17 protein-coding genes are annotated in these 19,081 nt (G+C 61.7%); 7 read left to right on the top strand and 10 right to left on the bottom strand.

The window, feature by feature from the left end; translation table 11 throughout:
• Positions 1-43: 43 nt before the first annotated feature.
• Complete coding sequence (locus PspCFBP13528_RS12190; RefSeq protein WP_137200306.1) at positions 44-2,752, top strand: hypothetical protein; 2,709 nt, start codon at positions 44-46, stop codon at positions 2,750-2,752.
• Positions 2,753-2,852: 100 nt separating this feature from the next.
• Here PspCFBP13528_RS12190 and dsbG read toward each other — a convergent pair whose 3' ends face one another.
• From dsbG to dsbD, 3 genes are read right to left on the bottom strand one after another with little or no spacing between them, the layout of a single operon-like run.
• The gene (gene dsbG / locus PspCFBP13528_RS12185) at positions 2,853-3,614 is read right to left on the bottom strand and encodes a thiol:disulfide interchange protein DsbG (RefSeq protein WP_137200305.1); all 762 of its coding nucleotides are present in this window, start codon (positions 3,612-3,614) and stop codon (positions 2,853-2,855) included.
• Positions 3,590-4,435, bottom strand: coding sequence for a TlpA disulfide reductase family protein (locus tag PspCFBP13528_RS12180; RefSeq protein ID WP_065950276.1), 846 nt, complete (start codon positions 4,433-4,435; stop codon positions 3,590-3,592). Before PspCFBP13528_RS12180 ends, dsbG begins: the two co-directional genes overlap by 25 nt.
• Positions 4,435-6,162, bottom strand: a complete 1,728-nt coding sequence (dsbD, locus tag PspCFBP13528_RS12175; protein ID WP_137200304.1) for a protein-disulfide reductase DsbD — start codon at positions 6,160-6,162, stop codon at positions 4,435-4,437. Before dsbD ends, PspCFBP13528_RS12180 begins: the two co-directional genes overlap by 1 nt.
• A gap of 176 nt (positions 6,163-6,338) precedes the next feature.
• Here dsbD and PspCFBP13528_RS12170 point away from each other — a divergent pair, with 176 nt between their 5' ends.
• From PspCFBP13528_RS12170 to PspCFBP13528_RS12150, 5 genes are all read left to right on the top strand, one after another.
• Positions 6,339-7,019, top strand: coding sequence for a response regulator (locus tag PspCFBP13528_RS12170; RefSeq protein ID WP_065950274.1), 681 nt, complete (start codon positions 6,339-6,341; stop codon positions 7,017-7,019).
• Positions 7,016-8,338, top strand: coding sequence for an ATP-binding protein (locus tag PspCFBP13528_RS12165; RefSeq protein ID WP_065950273.1), 1,323 nt, complete (start codon positions 7,016-7,018; stop codon positions 8,336-8,338). Before PspCFBP13528_RS12170 ends, PspCFBP13528_RS12165 begins: the two co-directional genes overlap by 4 nt.
• A 123-nt stretch (positions 8,339-8,461) precedes the next feature.
• Positions 8,462-9,229: an N-acetylmuramoyl-L-alanine amidase gene (locus PspCFBP13528_RS12160; protein WP_065950272.1), complete on the top strand. Its 768-nt coding sequence runs from the start codon at positions 8,462-8,464 to the stop codon at positions 9,227-9,229.
• Positions 9,230-9,413: 184 nt separating this feature from the next.
• Positions 9,414-10,814, top strand: a complete 1,401-nt coding sequence (locus PspCFBP13528_RS12155) for an aspartate aminotransferase family protein (protein WP_101218551.1) — start codon at positions 9,414-9,416, stop codon at positions 10,812-10,814.
• Positions 10,815-10,896: 82 nt separating this feature from the next.
• Positions 10,897-11,118 (top strand): MbtH family protein, encoded by a 222-nt coding sequence (locus tag PspCFBP13528_RS12150; RefSeq protein ID WP_057721389.1) that lies wholly within the window; start codon positions 10,897-10,899, stop codon positions 11,116-11,118.
• Positions 11,119-11,163: 45 nt separating this feature from the next.
• Here PspCFBP13528_RS12150 and PspCFBP13528_RS12145 read toward each other — a convergent pair whose 3' ends face one another.
• The 7 genes from PspCFBP13528_RS12145 to minC form a co-directional block, all read right to left on the bottom strand.
• Positions 11,164-13,335: a mechanosensitive ion channel domain-containing protein gene (locus PspCFBP13528_RS12145; RefSeq protein ID WP_137200303.1), complete on the bottom strand. Its 2,172-nt coding sequence runs from the start codon at positions 13,333-13,335 to the stop codon at positions 11,164-11,166.
• Between the two features lie 66 nt (positions 13,336-13,401).
• The gene (locus tag PspCFBP13528_RS27560) at positions 13,402-13,569 is read right to left on the bottom strand and encodes a hypothetical protein (protein ID WP_162515424.1); all 168 of its coding nucleotides are present in this window, start codon (positions 13,567-13,569) and stop codon (positions 13,402-13,404) included.
• Between the two features lie 215 nt (positions 13,570-13,784).
• Positions 13,785-15,074 carry a M18 family aminopeptidase gene (locus tag PspCFBP13528_RS12140; protein ID WP_065887937.1) on the bottom strand — a complete coding sequence of 430 codons (1,290 nt, stop codon included), beginning with the start codon at positions 15,072-15,074 and terminating at the stop codon, positions 13,785-13,787.
• Between the two features lie 183 nt (positions 15,075-15,257).
• Positions 15,258-15,893: an RluA family pseudouridine synthase gene (locus PspCFBP13528_RS12135; protein WP_137200302.1), complete on the bottom strand. Its 636-nt coding sequence runs from the start codon at positions 15,891-15,893 to the stop codon at positions 15,258-15,260.
• A 96-nt stretch (positions 15,894-15,989) separates the two neighbouring features.
• Positions 15,990-16,244 carry a cell division topological specificity factor MinE gene (gene minE, locus PspCFBP13528_RS12130; protein ID WP_003175252.1) on the bottom strand — a complete coding sequence of 85 codons (255 nt, stop codon included), beginning with the start codon at positions 16,242-16,244 and terminating at the stop codon, positions 15,990-15,992.
• Positions 16,245-16,247: 3 nt separating this feature from the next.
• Entirely contained in the window at positions 16,248-17,060 is an 813-nt protein-coding gene (minD, locus tag PspCFBP13528_RS12125) for a septum site-determining protein MinD (protein WP_065887939.1), read from the bottom strand.
• Between the two features lie 201 nt (positions 17,061-17,261).
• A complete protein-coding gene (gene minC / locus PspCFBP13528_RS12120; RefSeq protein WP_101218555.1) occupies positions 17,262-17,999 on the bottom strand; it encodes a septum site-determining protein MinC in 738 nt (245 codons plus the stop codon).
• 119 nt (positions 18,000-18,118) lie between these two features.
• On the opposite strand from minC, the gene PspCFBP13528_RS12115 reads away from it, so the two are divergent.
• Positions 18,119-19,054 (top strand): lipid A biosynthesis lauroyl acyltransferase, encoded by a 936-nt coding sequence (locus PspCFBP13528_RS12115; RefSeq protein ID WP_065950267.1) that lies wholly within the window; start codon positions 18,119-18,121, stop codon positions 19,052-19,054.
• The last annotated feature ends 27 nt before the right edge of the window (positions 19,055-19,081 follow it).

The raw sequence follows: 19,081 nt of genomic DNA, 5'->3' as shown, positions 1-19,081 counted from the left end.
GGTCGGGCCCGACGGTGATCTAACGCTGGACAGGAGTCTTATTGTGGCGAGCAAAACACCTGCTGGAAAAACCGGTTCCATTCAGGCAGCAAATTCGCTGCCAGCCGTTGAAACGGAACTGCCCTATGCGATTATCGAGCACGCTGCGAACAACAGCGTGCTGTATCCCATTGACGCCCGTGATGGCACGACGGCCACGCTGACGCTGCCGGCGAACGCCACTGATGTCATGTTCTACATGGCGGTCAAGGGGCAGGACGAGCCGAGCTTCGAACCGGTATCTGTCGAAAATGGCGTCAATGTCGTCGGCATTCCGCCACAGTGGATCAGCTACTGCATCGGGCACACGGTATTGATCAAGTACACGGCCAATGCAGGAGGGCGGGCCCTGGAATCCTTGACGCTGGAGTTGGAAATCCAACAGATCAGGGAGGAGGACCTCTTCGTTTCAAGGCCGGTGTTCACGCATGCCAAGGAGGAGTGGAATACCTGGTACCTGCGCATGCAAGAGTTCTCGGGTGATGAAATTGTCGCGATCAACGCCTGGCCGATGATTCAACCCGGGCAGCGTCTGTTTGTGGTTGTTGCGGGTAACCAGCACGTCGCGCCCTATCGCTTCACCTGGGTGGCCAAGAATCATGTGGTGCAGGAGCACGAAGCTCGTCCAGAGCATGTTTTCCGCTTCAAGCTTTCGCGAGGCTGGCTGTCCAGGCTGGACGATTACTCGGCGATCACCGCTCACCTGGGCGTGATTTGGGACACGACCGAACCGGTATACCCTGAGCCAGGCGATCCGATTCTGGAGAATCCGCTGCCTGTGAACGCCGAGGATTTCCACCTGCGCACCACTTCATTGCTGCAGGTCGACCCTGCGCAGGATCTGAACCCGCCGCATTTGCGCGAATCCGTGGAATTGCCGCCCGGTCAGTGGCAGCTCAACCCTGTCAACACGGTCAACGGCGGGCATGCAATCGTCAGCTACGCAGGCATGTTCGAAAATGACCATGTCTGTGCCTATGCATCGGGCCCTGATTTTGGGCCGGTAGCCCTCGGCTGCAAAGACGTGAGCGAGGGGCAGATCAAGCTGTCATTCGATGTTGCTCCGCACATCATTGCAGCACTGTTCAACAAGAAGATGGTGTTGAACTACAGCGTTCAGTTCAACCATTATCAACCGCAGAGCTCCCCCGATCGCACGGTGCAAGTGCTTGCTCCGCAACTGACCTTGCCGTGTATCGAAGAGGCAACAGTGGGCATCGTTGATCTCAACACCTTCAGTGGTGATGCCACGGCGGTGGTACCCGTTTGGGATTATGCAGAAGAGGGCGAATGTTGCTGGATGTGGTTGAGTGGAACACGTGAAGATGGTAGCGACTACCGGTTCGACATAGTGCCTGGTAAGCCCCTTACTCCAGAGTGGCTGGCCAAGGGTGTTGACGAGTCTATCCCGCGGGACAGATTGAAGGAGCTTGCCGATTGCACGGGCTTTGAGCTGCATTTTGCCGCGAGCTTTGATGGCAAGTGCAATCGGGAAACCGCCATCGAATTCCCGATGCAGGTATTTGCGATCAGCCAGGAAAATCTGGTGTTGAAACCGCCGACCGTCACCGAAGCGGTGGGCAGCGAGTTGACCGTGTGGAATGGGCGTAACGGCGTGCATGTGGAAGTGAATTACGTCGGCAACCATCCCAACCACAGCATTCAAGCCAATTGGTATCGGCCGGACGGCAGTTGCTGGCTGCTGGAGTCGCAACCGGGTAGTACAACCGGCCCTGTGATTTTTTCTGTCCCAAGAGAGGCCGTGATCGAAAGCATCGGCACAACGGTGAAGATCAACTTCACCGTGACCAGCGACTGTAAACAGCAGACCTCGGACGATTTGAACCTGCATATCAGCGTGCCGGTGCGTCTGCCGACGCCGGTGGTGAAACAGGCTACGCCTCCTGCCACCCAGAACGGTATTCTGGATTTGCGCACGTTTAACGGCGATGCCGACGGTACGTTGGAACCCTGGTGGTTTATCCTGGCTGGGCAAAATGTGTGGGCGTGGGGCGAAGGCACCGCCGACGCTGATGGTGCGCCTTTGACCTTTCCGGTGGGGACTGCCGGTCGAGTCACCGAGGGTGAAGTGACCGCCGGGTTGAATAAGCTGCTCAAACGTTCGGACCTGGAGAAGCTGCGTGACAAGACCGATCTGTTGATTACGTTCAACGTGACGCCGGATATCGGTGGCCAAGTCAGTAATGCGATCGAGTTCCCCAAGCTGCACCTTAAATTCCGCAAGGCATTTTATGACCTCACTGACTTCGACCCTGACGATAAGGGCTGGAATGGCTGGACGAAAGGCGCAGGCGCCGCAGACCCCAGGGACCTGATACTCAAACCGGGCTCGGTACCCGGGAACCCGAATGGCCATTACCTGTTCGACTGGGGTTATACCGACACAAGCGATCCGACGACGCAGCGTGTGAAGTTGTACAAAGATTTTACTGAGCTTGACGCGGGGCGTGTCTACGAGTTCAGTGCGTATGTGCGAGAAAACAGCACTGGCGGCAACAAACCCCGCATGGTGATTGTGGCCAATGGACAAGCCTCGGCTGAATTGCTGCCGCCCGCTACCTGGACGAAAATTGTAAAACAGTTTACGGCGGTTTCAGGCATCAACCGGTTGAGCGTCGATAATCTTCAGATGGGCATCGGCCCGGGCAATGACTTCGATGTGACATTGCTGACAGTCAGAGAACTTGACTAGGCTTGAGCGGTAGCTGGATCACGGCCTCCCTTAGGGAGGCCGTTTTGTTGGTGGCGTTGTGCGTTCCACGTGGAAGGCCGCTGTTTGTAGAGTGTCTTGGTTACTTCGGTCCCAAAATCTTCACCAACTTATCCGGCGACGGCGCCCCCTGCTGTTGCTGCAACGCGCCCTTGTCATCCAGATAGAAAATCGCCGGCGTGGCCGACAACTCCAGTTCTTCCATCAATTTCATATTCCCATCAAGCTTGGCTTCGATAGCCGCCGGGATCTTCGCCAGTGCCTGCAACGTGCTGCCCTTACCAGCCGCTTCATGTTCTTCCAGGGCTTTTTGCGGGTCTTTGGCGGCCAACAGTGCGGCGGATTTGCCTGGGCTGTCTTCGCGGATAATCCCCACCATGATATGGCGCAACTGCACCTTGCCGGCCTTCACCCACGGCCGGGCCTGTTCCCAGAACATGTTGCAATAGGGGCAGTTGGGATCGCTGAACAGGTAGACGATGCGTGGCGCATTCTTGTCGCCGTCCTGGATCCAGCTGCTGTTTTCCATCTTGGCCCAGACTTCCTTGGACATCGGTGCGTACACCAGTTTTTCCAGGGGAGCGCTGCTCAGGTCGTTGCCTTGGGCATCGTACAGGTTGCCGGCGATCACGTTCTTGCCGTCGGCGGTCAGGTACAGCGCCATGCCGCGGTTCTGGTACTGCGCGGCGTAGCCGGTGAGGCCGCTGGGGGCGTCGAATGTACCGAGGATTTTGGCGCCCTTGGCTTCGATTTGCTTGATCGGGGCCGGCCAGTCTCCGGCCTGCACCAGGGTGGCGGCAAGTGTCAGTGGCAGCAGGGTCAGCAGGTGGCGGAGGCGAGGCATGTGGGTTTCCTTTGTGGGGCGGTGTCGAAGGGTTCCATAGCACGGGCCAGGCTGGCTTGGGACAGCTCGCCCAGGTGGCTGTTGATCAGGCGTCCGTCGGCCGTGTAGAACAACGTAGTAGGCAACGCCATGGAGCCGACGGCCTGGCCGAGCCGGCCGCTGGCGTCGAACAGCACGTTGTCGAGGTTCAGGCCCTGGGTGGCCAGGTACGTGCTGACGCTTTGCATGCTCTCGGCCTGGTTGACGAACAGGAAGGTGATATCCGGGCGCTGGTGTTGCGCGCGTTCCAGCACCGGCATTTCCCGGCGGCACGGTGGGCACCAGGTAGCCCAGAGGTTGATTACCAGCGGGCCGCCTTTGTAGTCGGCCAATTGCACCACATTGCCGTTGGCATCGCGCAGGGTGATATCCGGCAGTTGTGAGCCCTTGTCGTAAAGGTTCAGGGACAGGCTGGTCATGCCCCAGAACACCAGGCCGCTGATCACCCCCGCACTCAGTGGCCTGCGCAGGGCCGGGCGTCGCCAGCCGTAGGCCAGCGCACCGAGCACCAGCGCGATCACGCCGGGCCAGGCGAGGAACCCGCCGTCGCGCAGATCGACCATCTGCAGCCAGTCGTTGCGATAATCACTCCAGTACATCAGCACAAAGCTGACACGGGCGGCCAGCATGCCCAGCAGGAACAGGCTGAACAACACCGATTCGGGGTTTTCCCCGCCACGCTTGGCCACGCGCCAGCCCACCAGGGTGGCGAGAATCAGCGCGCAGATCAGCAGAATGTGATTCAGGGCGATGGCGAAGGTGCCGATGGTGAGGGTCAGCATCAGCGCGCGTCTCGGGTTTGCGTCCAGCGTTGCAGGAAGGCGGCGGCATCCACTTCGCCGGTGATGCGTTGGGCTCGGCGTTCTTCACCGTCCGGGCCGATCCACACGAAACTCGGGGGCCCCGGCACTTTGTAGCGGCCGAGCAGTTCACGGCTGGCGGCATTGTCGGCGGTGACGTCCAGGCGCAGCAGGCGTACATCCTTCAGGGCGGCCATCACCTCTGGCTTGCCGAACACCTGTTTTTCCATGATCTTGCACGACACACACCAATCGGCGTAGTAATCCACCAGCACCCATTGGCCCTCGGCCTTGGCGCTGTCGAGCTGGCTTTGCAGGGCGGCAGGATTGTTGATGGTCGTGAACGCATCGTGGGCGCTGGCTGTGGCAGCCACCCGCGCGCCGCTGTAGACCTTCAGCGGTTGCCACAGCTCATCGCTGCCACCCGCCGCGCCCACCACCAGTACAGCGCCCCACAGGCCCAGCACCAGGGAGCCCGCGCCGAACACCTTGGCGGCCAGGCCGTATTCACGCGCCAGCGTCCAACCGCAATAGGCCATGACCAGCGCCAGTGCGCCCCACAGGCCGATCCACAGGCTTTCGCCGACCACCGGGCGAAGCATCAGTACGGCGGTGCCGAGGAACAGGAAGCCGAAAATGCCCTTGAGCACGTTCATCCAGGTGCCCGGCTTGGGCAGGAAGCGGTTGCCCACGGTGACCAGCAGCAACAACGGGATACCGATGCCGATGCCCATGGCGAACAGGATCAGCCCGCCGTGCAGCGCATTGCCGCTCTGGGCGATATACAGCAGGGCGCCGGCCAGGGGCGCGGTCATGCACGGGCCCACCAGCAGGCCGGACAATGCGCCGAGAATGCCGGCACCGACCAGGCTGCCACCGCTCTGCCGGCGGCTGACCGTGTCGAGGCGGTCGCGCAGAAACGCAGGCAGTTGCAGTTCAAAGAAGCCGAACATCGGCAGGGCGAGGATCACGAACAACGCGGCGAAACTGCCGAGGATCCACGGGGTTTGCAGCAGTGCGGCAAGATTGCCGCCGAGCAATGCGGCCATCACGCCCAGCGCGGCATACACCAGCGCCATGCACACCACGTAGCTGCTGGCCAGGGCAAAGCCGCGACGCGGGCTGGCGCCGCTGCCCACCACCAGCCCGGCGAGAATCGGCAGCATCGGCAACGAACACGGGGCAAACGCCAGCAACAGGCCCAGGCCGAAAAAGATCAGCAGGCTCCAGCCCAGGCTGCGCTGTTGCAGGCCACTGGCCAGGCTTTGGTCCTGGGCTTGTGTGGTGGCGGCGACCGCCGGGTTGCCGCCCAGGTCCACGGTGATCGATTGCGGCGGATAACACAGGCCGGCATCGGCACAGCCCTGCCAGCCCAGCTTGACCTGGCCGCTGGTACCGGCCGGGAGCTTCACTTCCAGGCCCTGGCGATACACCTGCTGTTCGCCGAAGAACTCATCGCTATGGGCTTCACCCTGGGGCAGCGCGGGCTTTTCGGCCAGGCCGTCGAATTTCATGCGCTGCTGGTACAGGTAATAACCGTCGGCAATCTGCCAATACAGCTGGGTCTCGCCACTTTCAAGGCGTTCGGAGGTAAAGGTGAAGGCCTTTCCCACCGGCAGGAAATCGGGTTTGGTCTCGAATGGGTTGCCCGGCGCGGCCTGGGCGAACCCCGCCAGCAACACCAGCAGAAAAGTAAATAGATACCGCATGGTCCAGCCTTAATTCGATGCAAGTGAGGCACACAATGTGTGGCGTTGATTAACCGATGATTAACCGGGCGCTATTCTAAAGTGTAGGAGTTATCGGGTGTTGCGAAGTTAGCGGCATAATGCGCGCTTAATCCGTGCGTTTTCTAATCGCCCGCATCTTTCATGAAGGGTTCAGCATGCACGTACTGGTCTGTGAAGACGACGAACTGATCGCCAGCGGCATTGTGGCCGGCCTCACCGCGCAGGGCTTCACGGTCGAACGTGTGGGCACGGTTGCGGCAGCCAGGGCGATGCTCAGGGCGGCGACCTTCGACATCATGGTGCTCGACCTCGGCCTGCCCGACGAAGATGGCCTGAAACTGCTGCAGCAACAGCGCAGCCAGGGCCTGGAAATCCCGGTGTTGATCCTCACCGCGCGTGACTCGGTGACCAACCGCGTCGACGGCCTGCAGGCGGGGGCCGATGACTACCTGCTCAAGCCCTTCGACCTGCGCGAACTTGCCGCCCGCCTGCAAACCCTGCTGCGCCGCGTGGCGGGGCGCAGTGTCAACCTGATCGAACATGGCCGCCTGGCGTACGACCCCAGCAGCCGCGAGACCTTCCTGGGTGGCCAGCCGGTGGACCTGTCGCGCCGTGAACAAGCACTGTTGCAGGCCTTGCTGCACAACAAGGGGCGCGTGTTGTCCAGTGAGCAGCTCAAGGACAGCGTCTACGGGTTCAACGATGAACTGGAAAGCAACGCGCTGAACGTGCACATCCACCACCTGCGGCGCAAATTGGGCAACGGCATCGTCGAGACCGTACGCGGCCTCGGCTATCGCCTGGGCCCGGCCGATGCGGGAGAGGATGCTTCGTGAAGAGCCTGCGCCTGCGCCTGACGTTCAAGCTCGGCGCCGCTTTTGTAGTGATCTGGGCCCTGGCGGCGGCCTGGATGCTCAACGATCTGCGCAACCAGATGATGTTTTCCCTCGACCAGCGGCTGGTCGCCTCGGCGCGCATGGTGGCCGGGCTGACCGAACAGATGCCGGGCCTGGCCAGCGTCGGCGTCGGCACGCATTTGCGCGCCGAACAACTCAACGTACCGGGGGGCATGGCTTGCCAGGTCAGTTCCCTGCACGGCGAAATCCTGGCGCGCAGCCATACCACGCCGGATGAAGGGTTGGAGTCGCGCAAGAGCGGTTTTCGCGATCAGGTGATCGACGGCGTGGGCTGGCGCAGTTTCACCCTGTCCCGTGGCGACCTGCTGATCACCACCGCCGACCGTCAGGTAGAGCGTGAGGCGCTGAACCTGTCGATCCTGCTGGCGGCCTCGGTGCCGGTCGGCGTGGCCTTGCTGGGGTGCCTGTGCCTGCTGTGGCTGGGCATCGGCCAGAGTCTGGTGCCGCTCAATCGCATGCGCGACGCCTTGATGCGCCGCAGCGCCGACTCCCTTGAACCGTTGCAGATCCATCCGCTGCCCAGCGAACTCAAGCCATTGCTCGACACCCAGAACCAGCTGTTGCAACGCATCGCCAAGACCATCGAGCGCGAGCGCCGCCTCACCGGTGACGCCGCCCATGAGCTGCGCAGCCCATTGACGGCGATCAAGACGCACCTGCAGGTGGCGCGCATGACCGAGGGCGCGGCGCGTGACCAGTCCCTGGCTCATGCCGAGGAAGGCGCCGACCGGCTGCACCGCACCCTGGAGCAACTGTTGCTGCTGGCACGGGTGGAGGGCAGCCTGTCGTTTGACGATGGGTTGCAGTCCAGCGCCGAGGAAGTCGCACGCCTGGCGATCCAGGATGCCCACGCCGGGGACAATTCGCGCATCGACCTGATCCTGGCGGACAGCCTCGCCGACACTCCGGTGGATATGCCCGTGGGGTTGGCCGTGGCAGCCCTGCGCAACCTGCTGGACAACGCCTTGCGCCACACCCCGGCCGATACCCGGGTGCAATTGAAAGTGTCCTCCAGCGCTGACAAGGTGGTGTTCCGCGTGCGCGACCATGGCACGCAGATTTCCAGCGATGACCTGCAATACCTGACCCAGCGCTTCTGGCGCAATGGCAGCAGCGACGGCTGTGGCCTGGGCCTGGCGATCGTTCAGGCGATCGTGCAGCGCTGCTCGTGCTCGCTGACATTCGACAGCCAGGCCGATGGCCTGCGCGTTGACCTGGGCATGCCGTTGCGACGCTGATCGCTTTTGTGCAAGTGCCAAATAATTACCGCCCGCCTGACCTGCAAGTCGTCAGGATGGCGGTAATTTTTTTGTGCTTGAACGGGCCGAATGATTCGGCCCGTATTGAAAAGGACGGATCTTATGTTGGTCATCGATACCAGTTTCCCTGCCAAGGATTTCAACGAACGTAGTGGCGAGCCCGTGGGGCAGGTGATCCTGCATTACACCGCGGCACCCTTTAAATCGTCCTTGCGCACCCTGACGCAGAATGGGGTCAGCGCTCACTACCTGCTGCCCGATCCCGATGAACCCGCCTATCGCGCTGCCGGCTATGACGAACTGCGCGTGTTTCGCCTGGTGGGCGAGGACAAGCGTGCCTGGCATGCCGGGGCGAGCTATTGGGACGGGCGGGATAACCTCAACAGCCGCGCGATCGGCATCGAAATCGTCAACCTGGCCCGTGACGACAAAGGCGTGTTCACTTTTCCCGCGTATCGCGAGGAACAGGTGCGGGTGTTGATTGCGTTGGTGCGCGACATTCTCGAGCGTTACCCGCACATCGGCCCGGTCGATATTCTCGGGCATTCGGATGTGGCGTACTGGCGCAAGAGCGACCCGGGCCCTCGTCTGCCCTGGCGCTGCCTGCATGAGGCCGGAATAGGGGCCTGGTTTGACGAAACCGCTCGGGCGATGTACCAACGCCGGTTTTGCATGGGCTTGCCGCCGGAAGTGGAAGTCGAGCGGGCGTTTCAGCGCTATGGCTACAAACCGGCCTGGAATCGCCAGGCCTTTGAACAGCGCACCCGGGCGTTTCAGATGCACTTTCGGGCGCGCGAGTATGCCGGGTTTCTGGATGCCGAGACCTGCGCGATCCTGTATGCGCTGAATGAAAAGTACCGGGGACTCTGAAGCCGAGCGCAATTTAACTGTGGGAGGGGGCTTGCCCCCTCCCACATTTGGATCTTCATTCATCAGTTAGCCACCCCCGACCCCTAAATCCTCTTCTCGCTGATGCGTCTTCAGAACATGAAGTCCGTGCGCATTTCCACCCCCACGGATGACCACCATCACCCGTGTATTGAGGGATCGAGAGATGTCAGTCGCTACCAGCCCCATTGAAGCCGCGCCTGTGCACGCCAGCGAGACGCTCTATCAGTTCGACGAAACCCCGCTGCTGGCCCGTCAGCGCCAGCAGGAATCCAACGCCCGCAGCTACCCGCGGCGCATCCCTCTGGCGCTCAAGCGTGCCAAGGGTATCTACGTGGAAGACGTGGAGGGCCGCAGTTTCATTGATTGCCTGGCCGGCGCCGGCACGTTGGCCCTTGGACATAACCACCCGGTGGTGATCCAGGCGATTCAACAGGTATTGAGCGACGAGTTGCCGTTGCACACCCTGGACCTGACCACGCCAGTCAAGGATCAGTTCGTGCAGGACCTGTTCGGCTTGTTACCGCCGGAGCTGGCGCGGGAAGCGAAGATCCAGTTCTGCGGCCCCACCGGCACCGATGCGGTGGAAGCGGCCTTGAAGCTGGTACGCACCGCCACCGGGCGCAGTACGGTGTTGTCGTTCCAGGGGGGGTATCACGGCATGAGCCAGGGCGCGTTGAGCCTGATGGGCAGCCTCGGGCCGAAGAAACCCCTGGGTGCGTTGCTCGCCAATGGTGTGCAATTTCTGCCATACCCTTACGACTACCGCTGCCCGTTCGGTCTGGGAGGCGCGGAGGGGGTGCGGGTCAACCTGCATTATCTGGAAAACCTGCTCAACGATCCCGAAGCCGGCGTGTTGCCGCCAGCGGCGGTGATTGTCGAAGTGGTGCAGGGCGAGGGCGGTGTGGTGCCGGCGGATCTCGACTGGCTGCGCGGCTTGCGGCGCATTACCGAACAGGCAGGGGTAGCGCTGATTGTCGATGAGATCCAGAGTGGCTTTGGCCGCACCGGCAAAATGTTTGCCTTCGAGCACGCGGGGATCATCCCGGACGTGGTGGTGATGTCCAAAGCCATTGGTGGCAGCTTGCCGCTGGCGGTGGTGGTGTACCGCGACTGGCTCGACACTTGGCTGCCGGGTGCGCATGCCGGGACCTTCCGTGGCAACCAGATGGCGATGGCGGCCGGTTCCGCGGTGATGCGCTACCTCAAGGAGCACGACGTGGCCGCGCACGCGGCGGCGATGGGCGAGCGCCTGGGCGAACATCTGCATATCCTGCAGCGCGACTTTGCGCACCTGGGGGATATTCGCGGACGTGGGCTGATGCTCGGCGTGGAACTGGTGGACCCCAATGGCCCACGCGACATCCAGGGCCATCCGCCGGTGCATCGCCAGCTCGCGCCTGTGCTGCAACGTGAGTGCCTCAAGCGCGGCCTGATCCTCGAGCTGGGTGGGCGGCATGGCAGTGTGGTGCGCTTCCTGCCGCCGCTGGTGATCACCGCCGCCGAGATCGACCGCGTCGCCGAGATCTTCGGGCGCGCCCTGGCGGCAGCGGTCGCCAGCGTCTAATTTTCCTGGCCCTTGATACGTTTCTACAGATATCAGTGCTGCGCATGGTGCGCGGCCGGCCTTTGAGCGACGGAGAACAGCAATGACCTCAGTATTTGACCGCGACGACATCCTGTTTCAGGTAGTGGTCAACCACGAAGAGCAATATTCGATCTGGCCCGACTACAAGGCCGTGCCTGAGGGCTGGCGCACCGTGGGCAAGAGCGGCATGAAGAAAGAGTGCCTGGCCTATATCGAAGAGAACTGGACGGATATGCGTCCGCTGAGCTTGCGTCAAAAGATGGATGGCGCTGCACTCGCCTGAACACCGCCGATCAGAATGTGGGAGGGGGCAAGCCCCCTCCCACAATTAATTCGCGTTGACTTCAGGCCTTTCTTTCTCCTGTCCCCCCGTCACCACCTGCACGCTCAAGCGCGGTGTCGCCAGGTCAAGCCCGGCTTCATCCAGGTGCCGCTTGAGCGACAGGTTGAACGCCCGCGACACTTCCCATTGCTTGATCGGCGCAGTCTTGAACCGCGCGCGCAGGATGGCGCTGCCTGATTCAAAACTCTCCACACCCTGGATCTCCAGCGGCGACCAGATATTGCGGCGTTGCAGCGGGTCATTACGCATGGCCTGGCCGACATCGCGCATCAGCTTGATCGCGTCGTCGATCTCCATGTTGTAGGGGATCGCCACGCGGAATATCGCGTAGCCGAACTCGCGGGAATAGTTCTTGATGCTCTTGATTTCGCTGAACGGAATGGTGTGCACGATGCCGTCGATATCGCGCAGGCGCACGGTACGAATGGTCAGGCCTTCGACAGTGCCCAAGTGGCCGCCGACGTCCACGTAGTCATCGATGGCCAGGGAGTCTTCGATAATGATGAACAGGCCCGTGATCAAGTCCGCCACCAGTGACTGCGCACCAAAACCGATGGCGATACCGATGACACCCGCACCGGCCAGCAGCGGTGTGACGTTCATGCCCATGTTCGCCAGGGCGACGATGGCGGCAATGATAAAGATGGTCACGAACAGCACGTTGCGGATCAGCGGCATCATGGTCTGCGCCCGCGCATTGGCCAGGCCTTTGCGTGAGCGGGTCAGGGCATGGTGAATCGCGGTGTCGCTGAGGATCCAGATCAGCCAGGCGAACAGCAGGGTCCCGCCCAGGCCGAACAGCTTGACGCTGACTTCATGGCCATCGCCTTCGGTAAAGCGAATCATCGACAGGCCCCAGACCCGCAGCCCCAACTCGATAAACACCAGCCACACCACTAGATGCACCAGGGTGTAAACGAAGTTTTTCAGGCGGTCGGAGTACAGCGCATGGCGCTTGTGTCCGCGTTGCGGTCTGAGGGCGTGGCGTCGCACCAGCCCGTTGATCACCATGCACAACACCAGCAGCACCGTGCACAGCAGCGACTGGCGCAGGGCGGTGCTGCTGTCGCCGGCGGAGAGGAAGGTAGCGAACAGCGAAATGCCCACCAGCAACAACGCCGGCAAGTACCAGAAGGTGCCGATGATCGAGAGGGTGTCGGTGAGGGCGCGACGCGTCAAACGGCGCGACAGCGGCTGGTTGCGGATCAGGTGCGCAATCGGCCGGCGAAACCGCAGGATGAAGACGCCGGTGGACAGCGCGGCCATGACATTGGCGACGGTCGCGGCGGTGTGGGCCAGGTGCTGGCCGAGCGCCGCGACCAGCCGCGGGTCGCTCAAGGCTTCGCCAAAGGCGGCAAAACTGCCGATCCACCACAGCGGGCGGAAGGCCTGGTGGCGCAGGATATACAGGGCGCGGTGGCGGTGCGGGCCGTCGAGCACGGAGAAGGCAATCACGCAGATCGCCGAGAAACAGGTGCCGACCACCAGCGCGTAAGCCAGCACCATCGCCAGGGACTTGCCCAGGGACGAAGGCAGGGCGTAGCTCAGGTAGACCGTGATCACCAAGGCGATGAGCCACGGGCCCAACTTGCGCAGGGCAAAGCGCAGCATGTCCCAGGTGCGCGGGTGTTGCGGCAGTTCCTCGGGCAGGCCGAAGCGCTCGCGCACGCGGTGGCTGAGCCAGATCAGCGCGGCAGCCAGCAGGCTCCACACCGCCAGGATCACCGCAAAACCAAAGATGATCGGCAACCATTCGTTGGCGGGCAGCATCAGCGCGCCGAGTTCATCCCTGGCCAGGTCGACTTCATTGGCCCAGCGGCCCAGCGGGCTGTCGGCGCCGGAGAACTGCTGTTCAAAGCCCGACAACGTGCTGCCAATCAGTCCGAGCACACCGAGTTCGGCCGCCGGTTGGGCTTTTTGCGTGGCGGCGCGCAGCTTTTTCAAGTCGCTCAGCAGTTGGGTGCGCTGCTGGTCGTTCTCCAGGGTCTTGATCACCTCGTCCAGCGACTGCCCCAGGGGCACCTCGGCCTGGGGTTGGGCCTTGTTGGAGCCGCCCAGCATCCCGGGCAAGCCGACAGCCTGGGCGGACGTCAGCGGCAGGAGCATGAGCAGGGTGATCAGCAGGTAGCGGGGCAGGGCAAACAGACGGGAAAGCACGAGGCGGTCAACCTTGAAAGCGATGAATTGACCGAGTGTACGAGGCCGCTATGCCAGATGCGAGTGTCATTGCGCCAATTTGGCGAGGATCTTGTACACCACGGTGCCGAGAATCAGCAGCATACCGATCCACATGCCGAACACGCCAAGGGGGTTGTCACGAAAGTTGAAGCCGGCGGCGAGCATGATCATGCCGATCAGGATGGGGATAAGCATGGCGTGGAAAGAGGACATGGAGATCATCAGGCGACGGCCTTGTCGGAGTGGAAGTTCTGACAAGTCTAGGTCGGATTATTAAAAGTGTCGGTGACGCAGATCAGGTGTACGCCAAACCTAATGTGGGAGGGGGCTTGCCCCCGATAGCAGTGTGTCAGTCAGTACATCTATTGACTGATCCACCGCATCGGGGGCAAGCCCCCTCCCACATTTGACCGAGTTAGCCTGGCAGATCAGGGCAGGTCGCGACTGGCATAAAACGCACCCAATACCTTCACCAGATGCGCCAGGTCATGACTGCCGCACAGCTCCCGAATGGAGTGCATGGCAAACGTCGGCAGGCCGATGTCCACCGTACGTACGCCCAGGTGGCTGGCGGTGATGGGGCCTATCGTCGAGCCGCAGCCCATATCGCTGCGCACTACAAAGCTCTGCACCGGTACTTCCTGGGCCATGCACAGGTGGCGGAAGAACCCGGCGGTTTCGCTGTTGGTGGCGTAGCGCTGGTTGCTGTTGACCTTGATCACCGGGCCGGCGTTGAGCTTGGGGCCGTGGTTGGCGTCGTGTTTCTCGGCGTAGTTCGGGTGCACGCCGTGGGCGTTGTCGGCAGACACCAACAGGGATTTCTGAATGGTGCGTACGAATTCCTCACCTTCCGGCAGCAGGCGGCGCAGGGTCTGTTCCAGCATCGGGCCATCGGCGCCGCACGCCGAGCAGGAGCCGACTTCTTCGTGATCGTTGCACACCAGCACGCAGGTTTCTTCGGTGTCGCTGGTGAGCAGCGCCTGCAGCCCGGCATAGCACGACAGCAGGTTGTCCAGGCGTGCGCCGGCGATGAAGTCGCCGTTCAGGCCAATCACGGCTGCGCTTTGGGTGTCGTAGAAGCTCAGCTCGTAGTCGAGCACCACGTCGGCATTGAGCCCATGCTCGCGCGCCAGTTGCTCGGTAAGCACGGCACGAAAGTCCACGCGCTCGTCACCGGCAAATTGCGCGAGGATCGGCGGCAGTTCGGTCTGTGCATTGATCGCCCACCCCTGGTTGGCCTCACGGTTCAGGTGAATGGCCAGGTTGGGAATGATCGCGATCGGCAGCTTGAAGTCGATCAGTTGGCTTTCGACCTTGCCATCGCGCCGGAACGTCACACGGCCGGCCAGGGACAGGTCGCGGTCGAACCACGGGGCCAGCAAGGCGCCGCCATAGACTTCCACGCCCAACTGCCAGAAACCCTGGCGCTGCAGCTCGGGCTGCGGCTTGACCCGCAGGCATGGGCTGTCGGTGTGGGCGCCGACCATGCGAATACCGTCTTGCAGCGGCGAGTGGCGGCCCAGTTTGAAGGCGATGATCGAGGAGTCGTTACGGGTCACGTAATAGCGACCGTTGGCCTCGGTGGTCCAGGTGTCGCGCTCGTCGAGACGCTGGTAACCGGCCGCTTCCAGGCGCTGGGCGAGGGCGGCTGTGGCATGAAAAGGAGTAGGGGAGGCCTTGAGGAAGTCGATCAGGCCTTGATTCAACGCTTCGCGCATAAATAGCTCCAGACAGCAATGCGCGGAGTTTACCGTATTGATTTGACTCGGTGTCGAGAACTGACACAGAACAAAATGTGGGAGGGGGCTTGCCCCGATGGCGGAGTGCCAGTCACTGCATCTGGTGACTGACCCACTGCTATCGGGGGCAAGCCCCCTCCCACATTTGACTGCATTCACAACTTAAAAGGGTGCTGGGCACTCGAAGCGCAGGCGTTCGCCGCTTTGCGGATGAGTGAAGCCGAGCATGCTCGCGTGCAGACACAGGCGCGGCCAGGCAGCCAGGGCCTGTTCGTGGGCATACAGGCCATCACCGAGCAACGGATGCCCGATGGACAGCATGTGCACGCGCAACTGGTGCGAGCGCCCGGTGATCGGCGTCAGTTCGACGCGGCACCAGTCGCCACAACGCTCCAGCACTTTCCAGAAGGTCAGCGCATGTTTGCCGAATTCGTGATCCACCACATGGCGCGGCTTGGTCGGTGGGTCATAGCGCAAGGGCAAGTCGATGCTGCCGCTGTCCAGTTCCGGCTGGCCCCACGCCAAGGCGGTGTAGGCCTTTTCTGTTTCGCGGTCGTGAAACTGGCGGGACAGTTCGCGGTGGCTATTCGCGTCCCGGGCCAGCAGGATAATGCCGGACGTTTCCCAGTCGAGCCGATGGACGATGCGGGCTTCGGGGTAGCCGTTTTCCTGCAGGCGGGTGATCAGGCAGTCCTTGTTGTCGTCGGCGCGGCCCGGCACCGAGAGCAGCAGGGTCGGCTTGTTCACCACCAGGACAGCGTCGTCCTGATGCAGGATATGGATGTTGGACAGCGGCATTAAACAGCCTCGTAACAAACGCCAACGGCGGCTCGCCCACCCGGTTCCCGGCAAGGGATCAAGGTGACCGAGCCGCCGTGGCGGCCGCCTGTTCGATCAACGATCAGGCAGGGTGATATTGAGTTCCAGAATCGAGCAGCTGCCGTCATTTTCCAGGGCGACATGCACGTCATCGTTACCGATATTGACGTACTTGCGGATCACCTCGACCAGTTCCTTCTGCAAGGCTGGCAGGTAGTCCGGGGTACTGCGTTGGCCGCGTTCGTGCGCCACGATGATCTGTAGACGCTCTTTCGCGACCGATGCGGTACTGGGTTTTTTGTTGGCGCGAAAGAAGTCGAGAAATTTCATTGTTTAGTTGCCTCCAAAGATACGCTCGAAGAATCCCTTCTTCTTCACATCGAGGAAGCGGTGTTCCACGGTCTTGCCCAGCAAACGATCAACGGCATCGCTGTACGCCTGGCCGGCGTCGCTCTGGTCGTCGAGAATCACTGGCACGCCCTGGTTGGAAGCCTTCAGGACGGCCTGGGATTCCGGGATCACACCCAGCAGGGTCACGGCGAGGATGTCCTTGACGTCTTCAACGCCGAGCATTTCGCCATTGCTGACACGCTCAGGGTTGTAGCGGGTCAGCAGCAGGTGTTCCTTGATCGGGTCCTGGCCTTCTTCGGCGCGCTTGGACTTGCTGGCCAGGAGGCCGAGCATGCGGTCGGAGTCACGTACCGAGGACACTTCCGGGTTGGTCACCACGATGGCTTCATCGGCGAAGTACATCGCCAGGTGAGCGCCGGTTTCGATACCGGCGGGGGAATCGCACACCACGTATTCGAAGGTTTCTTTCAGCTCGGCGAGGACTTTGCCTACGCCTTCCTTGGTCAGCGCGTCTTTGTCACGGGTCTGGCTGGCGGCCAGCACGTACAGGTTCTCAAGGCGCTTGTCCTTGATCAGGGCCTGCTGCAGGTTGGCTTCGCCGTTCACCACGTTGACGAAGTCGTACACCACGCGGCGTTCGCAGCCCATGATCAGGTCGAGGTTACGCAAACCGACGTCGAAGTCGACGATGACTGTCTTGTGGCCGCGCAAAGCGAGGCCGGTACCGATAGCGGCGCTGGTGGTGGTCTTACCCACACCACCCTTGCCGGATGTAACCACGAGAATCTTGGCCAAGGTGTTTCACCCCTAAGGAAAAAGGACGTTCAGTCCCTGAAAAACATCTCTTGAAACTCGCTGCAGGCGGACAGCCTTTGTAGGGAAAAAGCCAGGGTTTGCCCAGGGGAAACGCCAACTTCCAAATAGTCCTACGCAAGTATTGCCAGTTTCGCTTTGCTATCAGAGTCTAGAGATGCTTGGAAAATGCGGCAGTATCCGTTAAAGACGGATGATGTTCAACACATCGCCCGACAGGTTGACCTGTACCGAAGCGCCCCACAGCGGATCACGACGCAGATCTTCGGAAACCTTGTACTGACCCGCGATGGAAACCAGCTCAGCGGTCAACTGCTGGCAGAAAATACGCGCCTTGGTATCACCCTTGATGCCGGCCAGGGCACGGCCGCGCATCGGGCCGTATACATGGATGTTGCCATCGGCGAGAAGTTCCGCGCCAGGGCTGACCGAGGAGACCACCACCAGGTCGCCGCCCTGGGCGTAAATCTGCTGCCCGCCGCGTACGGGCGAGGTGATGATCTTTGTTGGCCTGATCAAGGGTTCAGGTGGTTTTTCCGGTTTTTTCTTCTCTTCACCGACCGATGGTTCGAGCGGACGCTCGCGTGCACCGGACGGCGGCAGTACTGGCAGTTCAATGGCGATGGCGGCGGCGATGTCTTCGATACGGCTGGCGCGAATCGCCAGGGTACGCAGGCCGTGGGAGCGGCACACGCGCATCAGCCCGGGCAGGTCGATCGCGCCTTGGCCTGCTGGCAGTTTGTCCAGGGCCAGCACCAGCGGGGCATTGTTGAAAAAATTCGGCGCCAGGGCGACCTTGGCGGCCAGTTGGCGGTCGAGGGCATCGAGGTCATTGCGGGCCAGTTCCAGCACGGTAATGGCGAGCATGCTGCCTTTCAGCTGGAACACGGGATCTTGGTCTAGCGGTTCGGTTTGGCTCATGGTCGGCGAAAGCGGCTTGTCACGAAAAGTGTCGAGACTTATAACGAGAACACTCACCCGCCGCAAGCCGAGTCGAACCGTTGTAGAATGCGCGGCCCTTGTCTTTACCGGAATCTGTAATGGATCGCCCGCGTTTTCGAGCTGTATTTCTTCACCCGCGTTTTTGGCCGTTATGGCTGGGGCTGGGCCTGTTGTGGCTGGTCACCCAACTGCCGTACCGCGTGCTGCTGACCATTGGTCGCCTGCTGGGCGCGGGCATGTACCGCGTGGCCGGTGAGCGTCGCCGTATTGCGGCACGCAACCTTGAGCTGTGCTTTCCGGAAAAGTCCGCCCAAGCGCGCAAACGCCTGCTCAAGGAAAATTTTGCCTCCACCGGTATCGCCTTTTTCGAGATGGCGATGAGCTGGTGGTGGCCCAAGCCGCGTCTGGCACGCCTGGCCCATGTCGAGGGTCTGGAGCATCTGAGGCAGGCGCATCTGGAGGGCAAGGGCGTGATTCTGATGGCCCTGCATTTCACCACGCTTGAAATCGGCGCTGCCCTGCTCGGGCAGAAGCACACCATCGATGGCATGTACCGCGAGCACGGCAACCCGCTGTTCGACTTTATCCAGCGCCGTGGTCGCGAGCGCCACAACCTCGATTCCCTGGCAGTGGAGCGCGACGATGTGCGCGGCATGCTCAAGCTGCTGCGCGCCGGCCGTGCGATCTGGTACGCGCCGGACCAGGACTACGGCGCCAAGCAAAGTATCTTCGTGCCGCTGTTCGGCATCCAGGCCGCCACTGTCACGGCCACCAGCAAGTTTGCGCGTCTGGGCAAGGCCTTGGTGGTGCCGTTCACCCAGGAGCGCCTGGCCGATGGCAGCGGCTACCGTCTGGTGATTCATGCGCCGTTGACCGACTTCCCAGGGGAAACCGACGAAATCGATTGCCTGCGCATCAACCAGTGGGTCGAAGCCTCGGTGCGCGACTGCCCCGAGCAATACCTGTGGACCCATCGCCGCTTCAAGAGCCGGCCACCGGGCGAACCCAAGCTGTACGAAAAACGCCGTCGGTAAGGCATACCTTTCCCACATGGAGTGACG

It is taken from the genome of Pseudomonas sp. CFBP13528 (genome assembly GCF_005233615.1).
Taxonomy (GTDB): Bacteria; Pseudomonadota; Gammaproteobacteria; order Pseudomonadales; family Pseudomonadaceae; genus Aquipseudomonas; species Aquipseudomonas fluorescens_AM.
This window is presented reverse-complemented; position numbering and strand designations above follow the sequence as displayed.

Bases quoted from the DNA above. Each gene is read 5' to 3' on its own strand.
- PspCFBP13528_RS12160 (WP_065950272.1), top strand. From the start codon at position 8,462: ATGTTGGTCATCGATACCAGTTTCCCTGCCAAGGATTTCAACGAACGT.
- PspCFBP13528_RS12170 (WP_065950274.1), top strand. From the start codon at position 6,339: ATGCACGTACTGGTCTGTGAAGACGACGAACTGATCGCCAGCGGCATT.
- PspCFBP13528_RS27560 (WP_162515424.1), bottom strand. From the start codon at position 13,569: ATGTCCTCTTTCCACGCCATGCTTATCCCCATCCTGATCGGCATGATC.
- PspCFBP13528_RS12155 (WP_101218551.1), top strand. From the start codon at position 9,414: ATGTCAGTCGCTACCAGCCCCATTGAAGCCGCGCCTGTGCACGCCAGC.
- minE (WP_003175252.1), bottom strand. From the start codon at position 16,244: ATGAAATTTCTCGACTTCTTTCGCGCCAACAAAAAACCCAGTACCGCA.
- dsbD (WP_137200304.1), bottom strand. From the start codon at position 6,162: ATGCGGTATCTATTTACTTTTCTGCTGGTGTTGCTGGCGGGGTTCGCC.
- PspCFBP13528_RS12180 (WP_065950276.1), bottom strand. From the start codon at position 4,435: ATGCTGACCCTCACCATCGGCACCTTCGCCATCGCCCTGAATCACATT.
- PspCFBP13528_RS12150 (WP_057721389.1), top strand. From the start codon at position 10,897: ATGACCTCAGTATTTGACCGCGACGACATCCTGTTTCAGGTAGTGGTC.
- PspCFBP13528_RS12140 (WP_065887937.1), bottom strand. From the start codon at position 15,074: ATGCGCGAAGCGTTGAATCAAGGCCTGATCGACTTCCTCAAGGCCTCC.
- PspCFBP13528_RS12135 (WP_137200302.1), bottom strand. From the start codon at position 15,893: ATGCCGCTGTCCAACATCCATATCCTGCATCAGGACGACGCTGTCCTG.
- minC (WP_101218555.1), bottom strand. From the start codon at position 17,999: ATGAGCCAAACCGAACCGCTAGACCAAGATCCCGTGTTCCAGCTGAAA.
- dsbG (WP_137200305.1), bottom strand. From the start codon at position 3,614: ATGCCTCGCCTCCGCCACCTGCTGACCCTGCTGCCACTGACACTTGCC.
- PspCFBP13528_RS12115 (WP_065950267.1), top strand. From the start codon at position 18,119: ATGGATCGCCCGCGTTTTCGAGCTGTATTTCTTCACCCGCGTTTTTGG.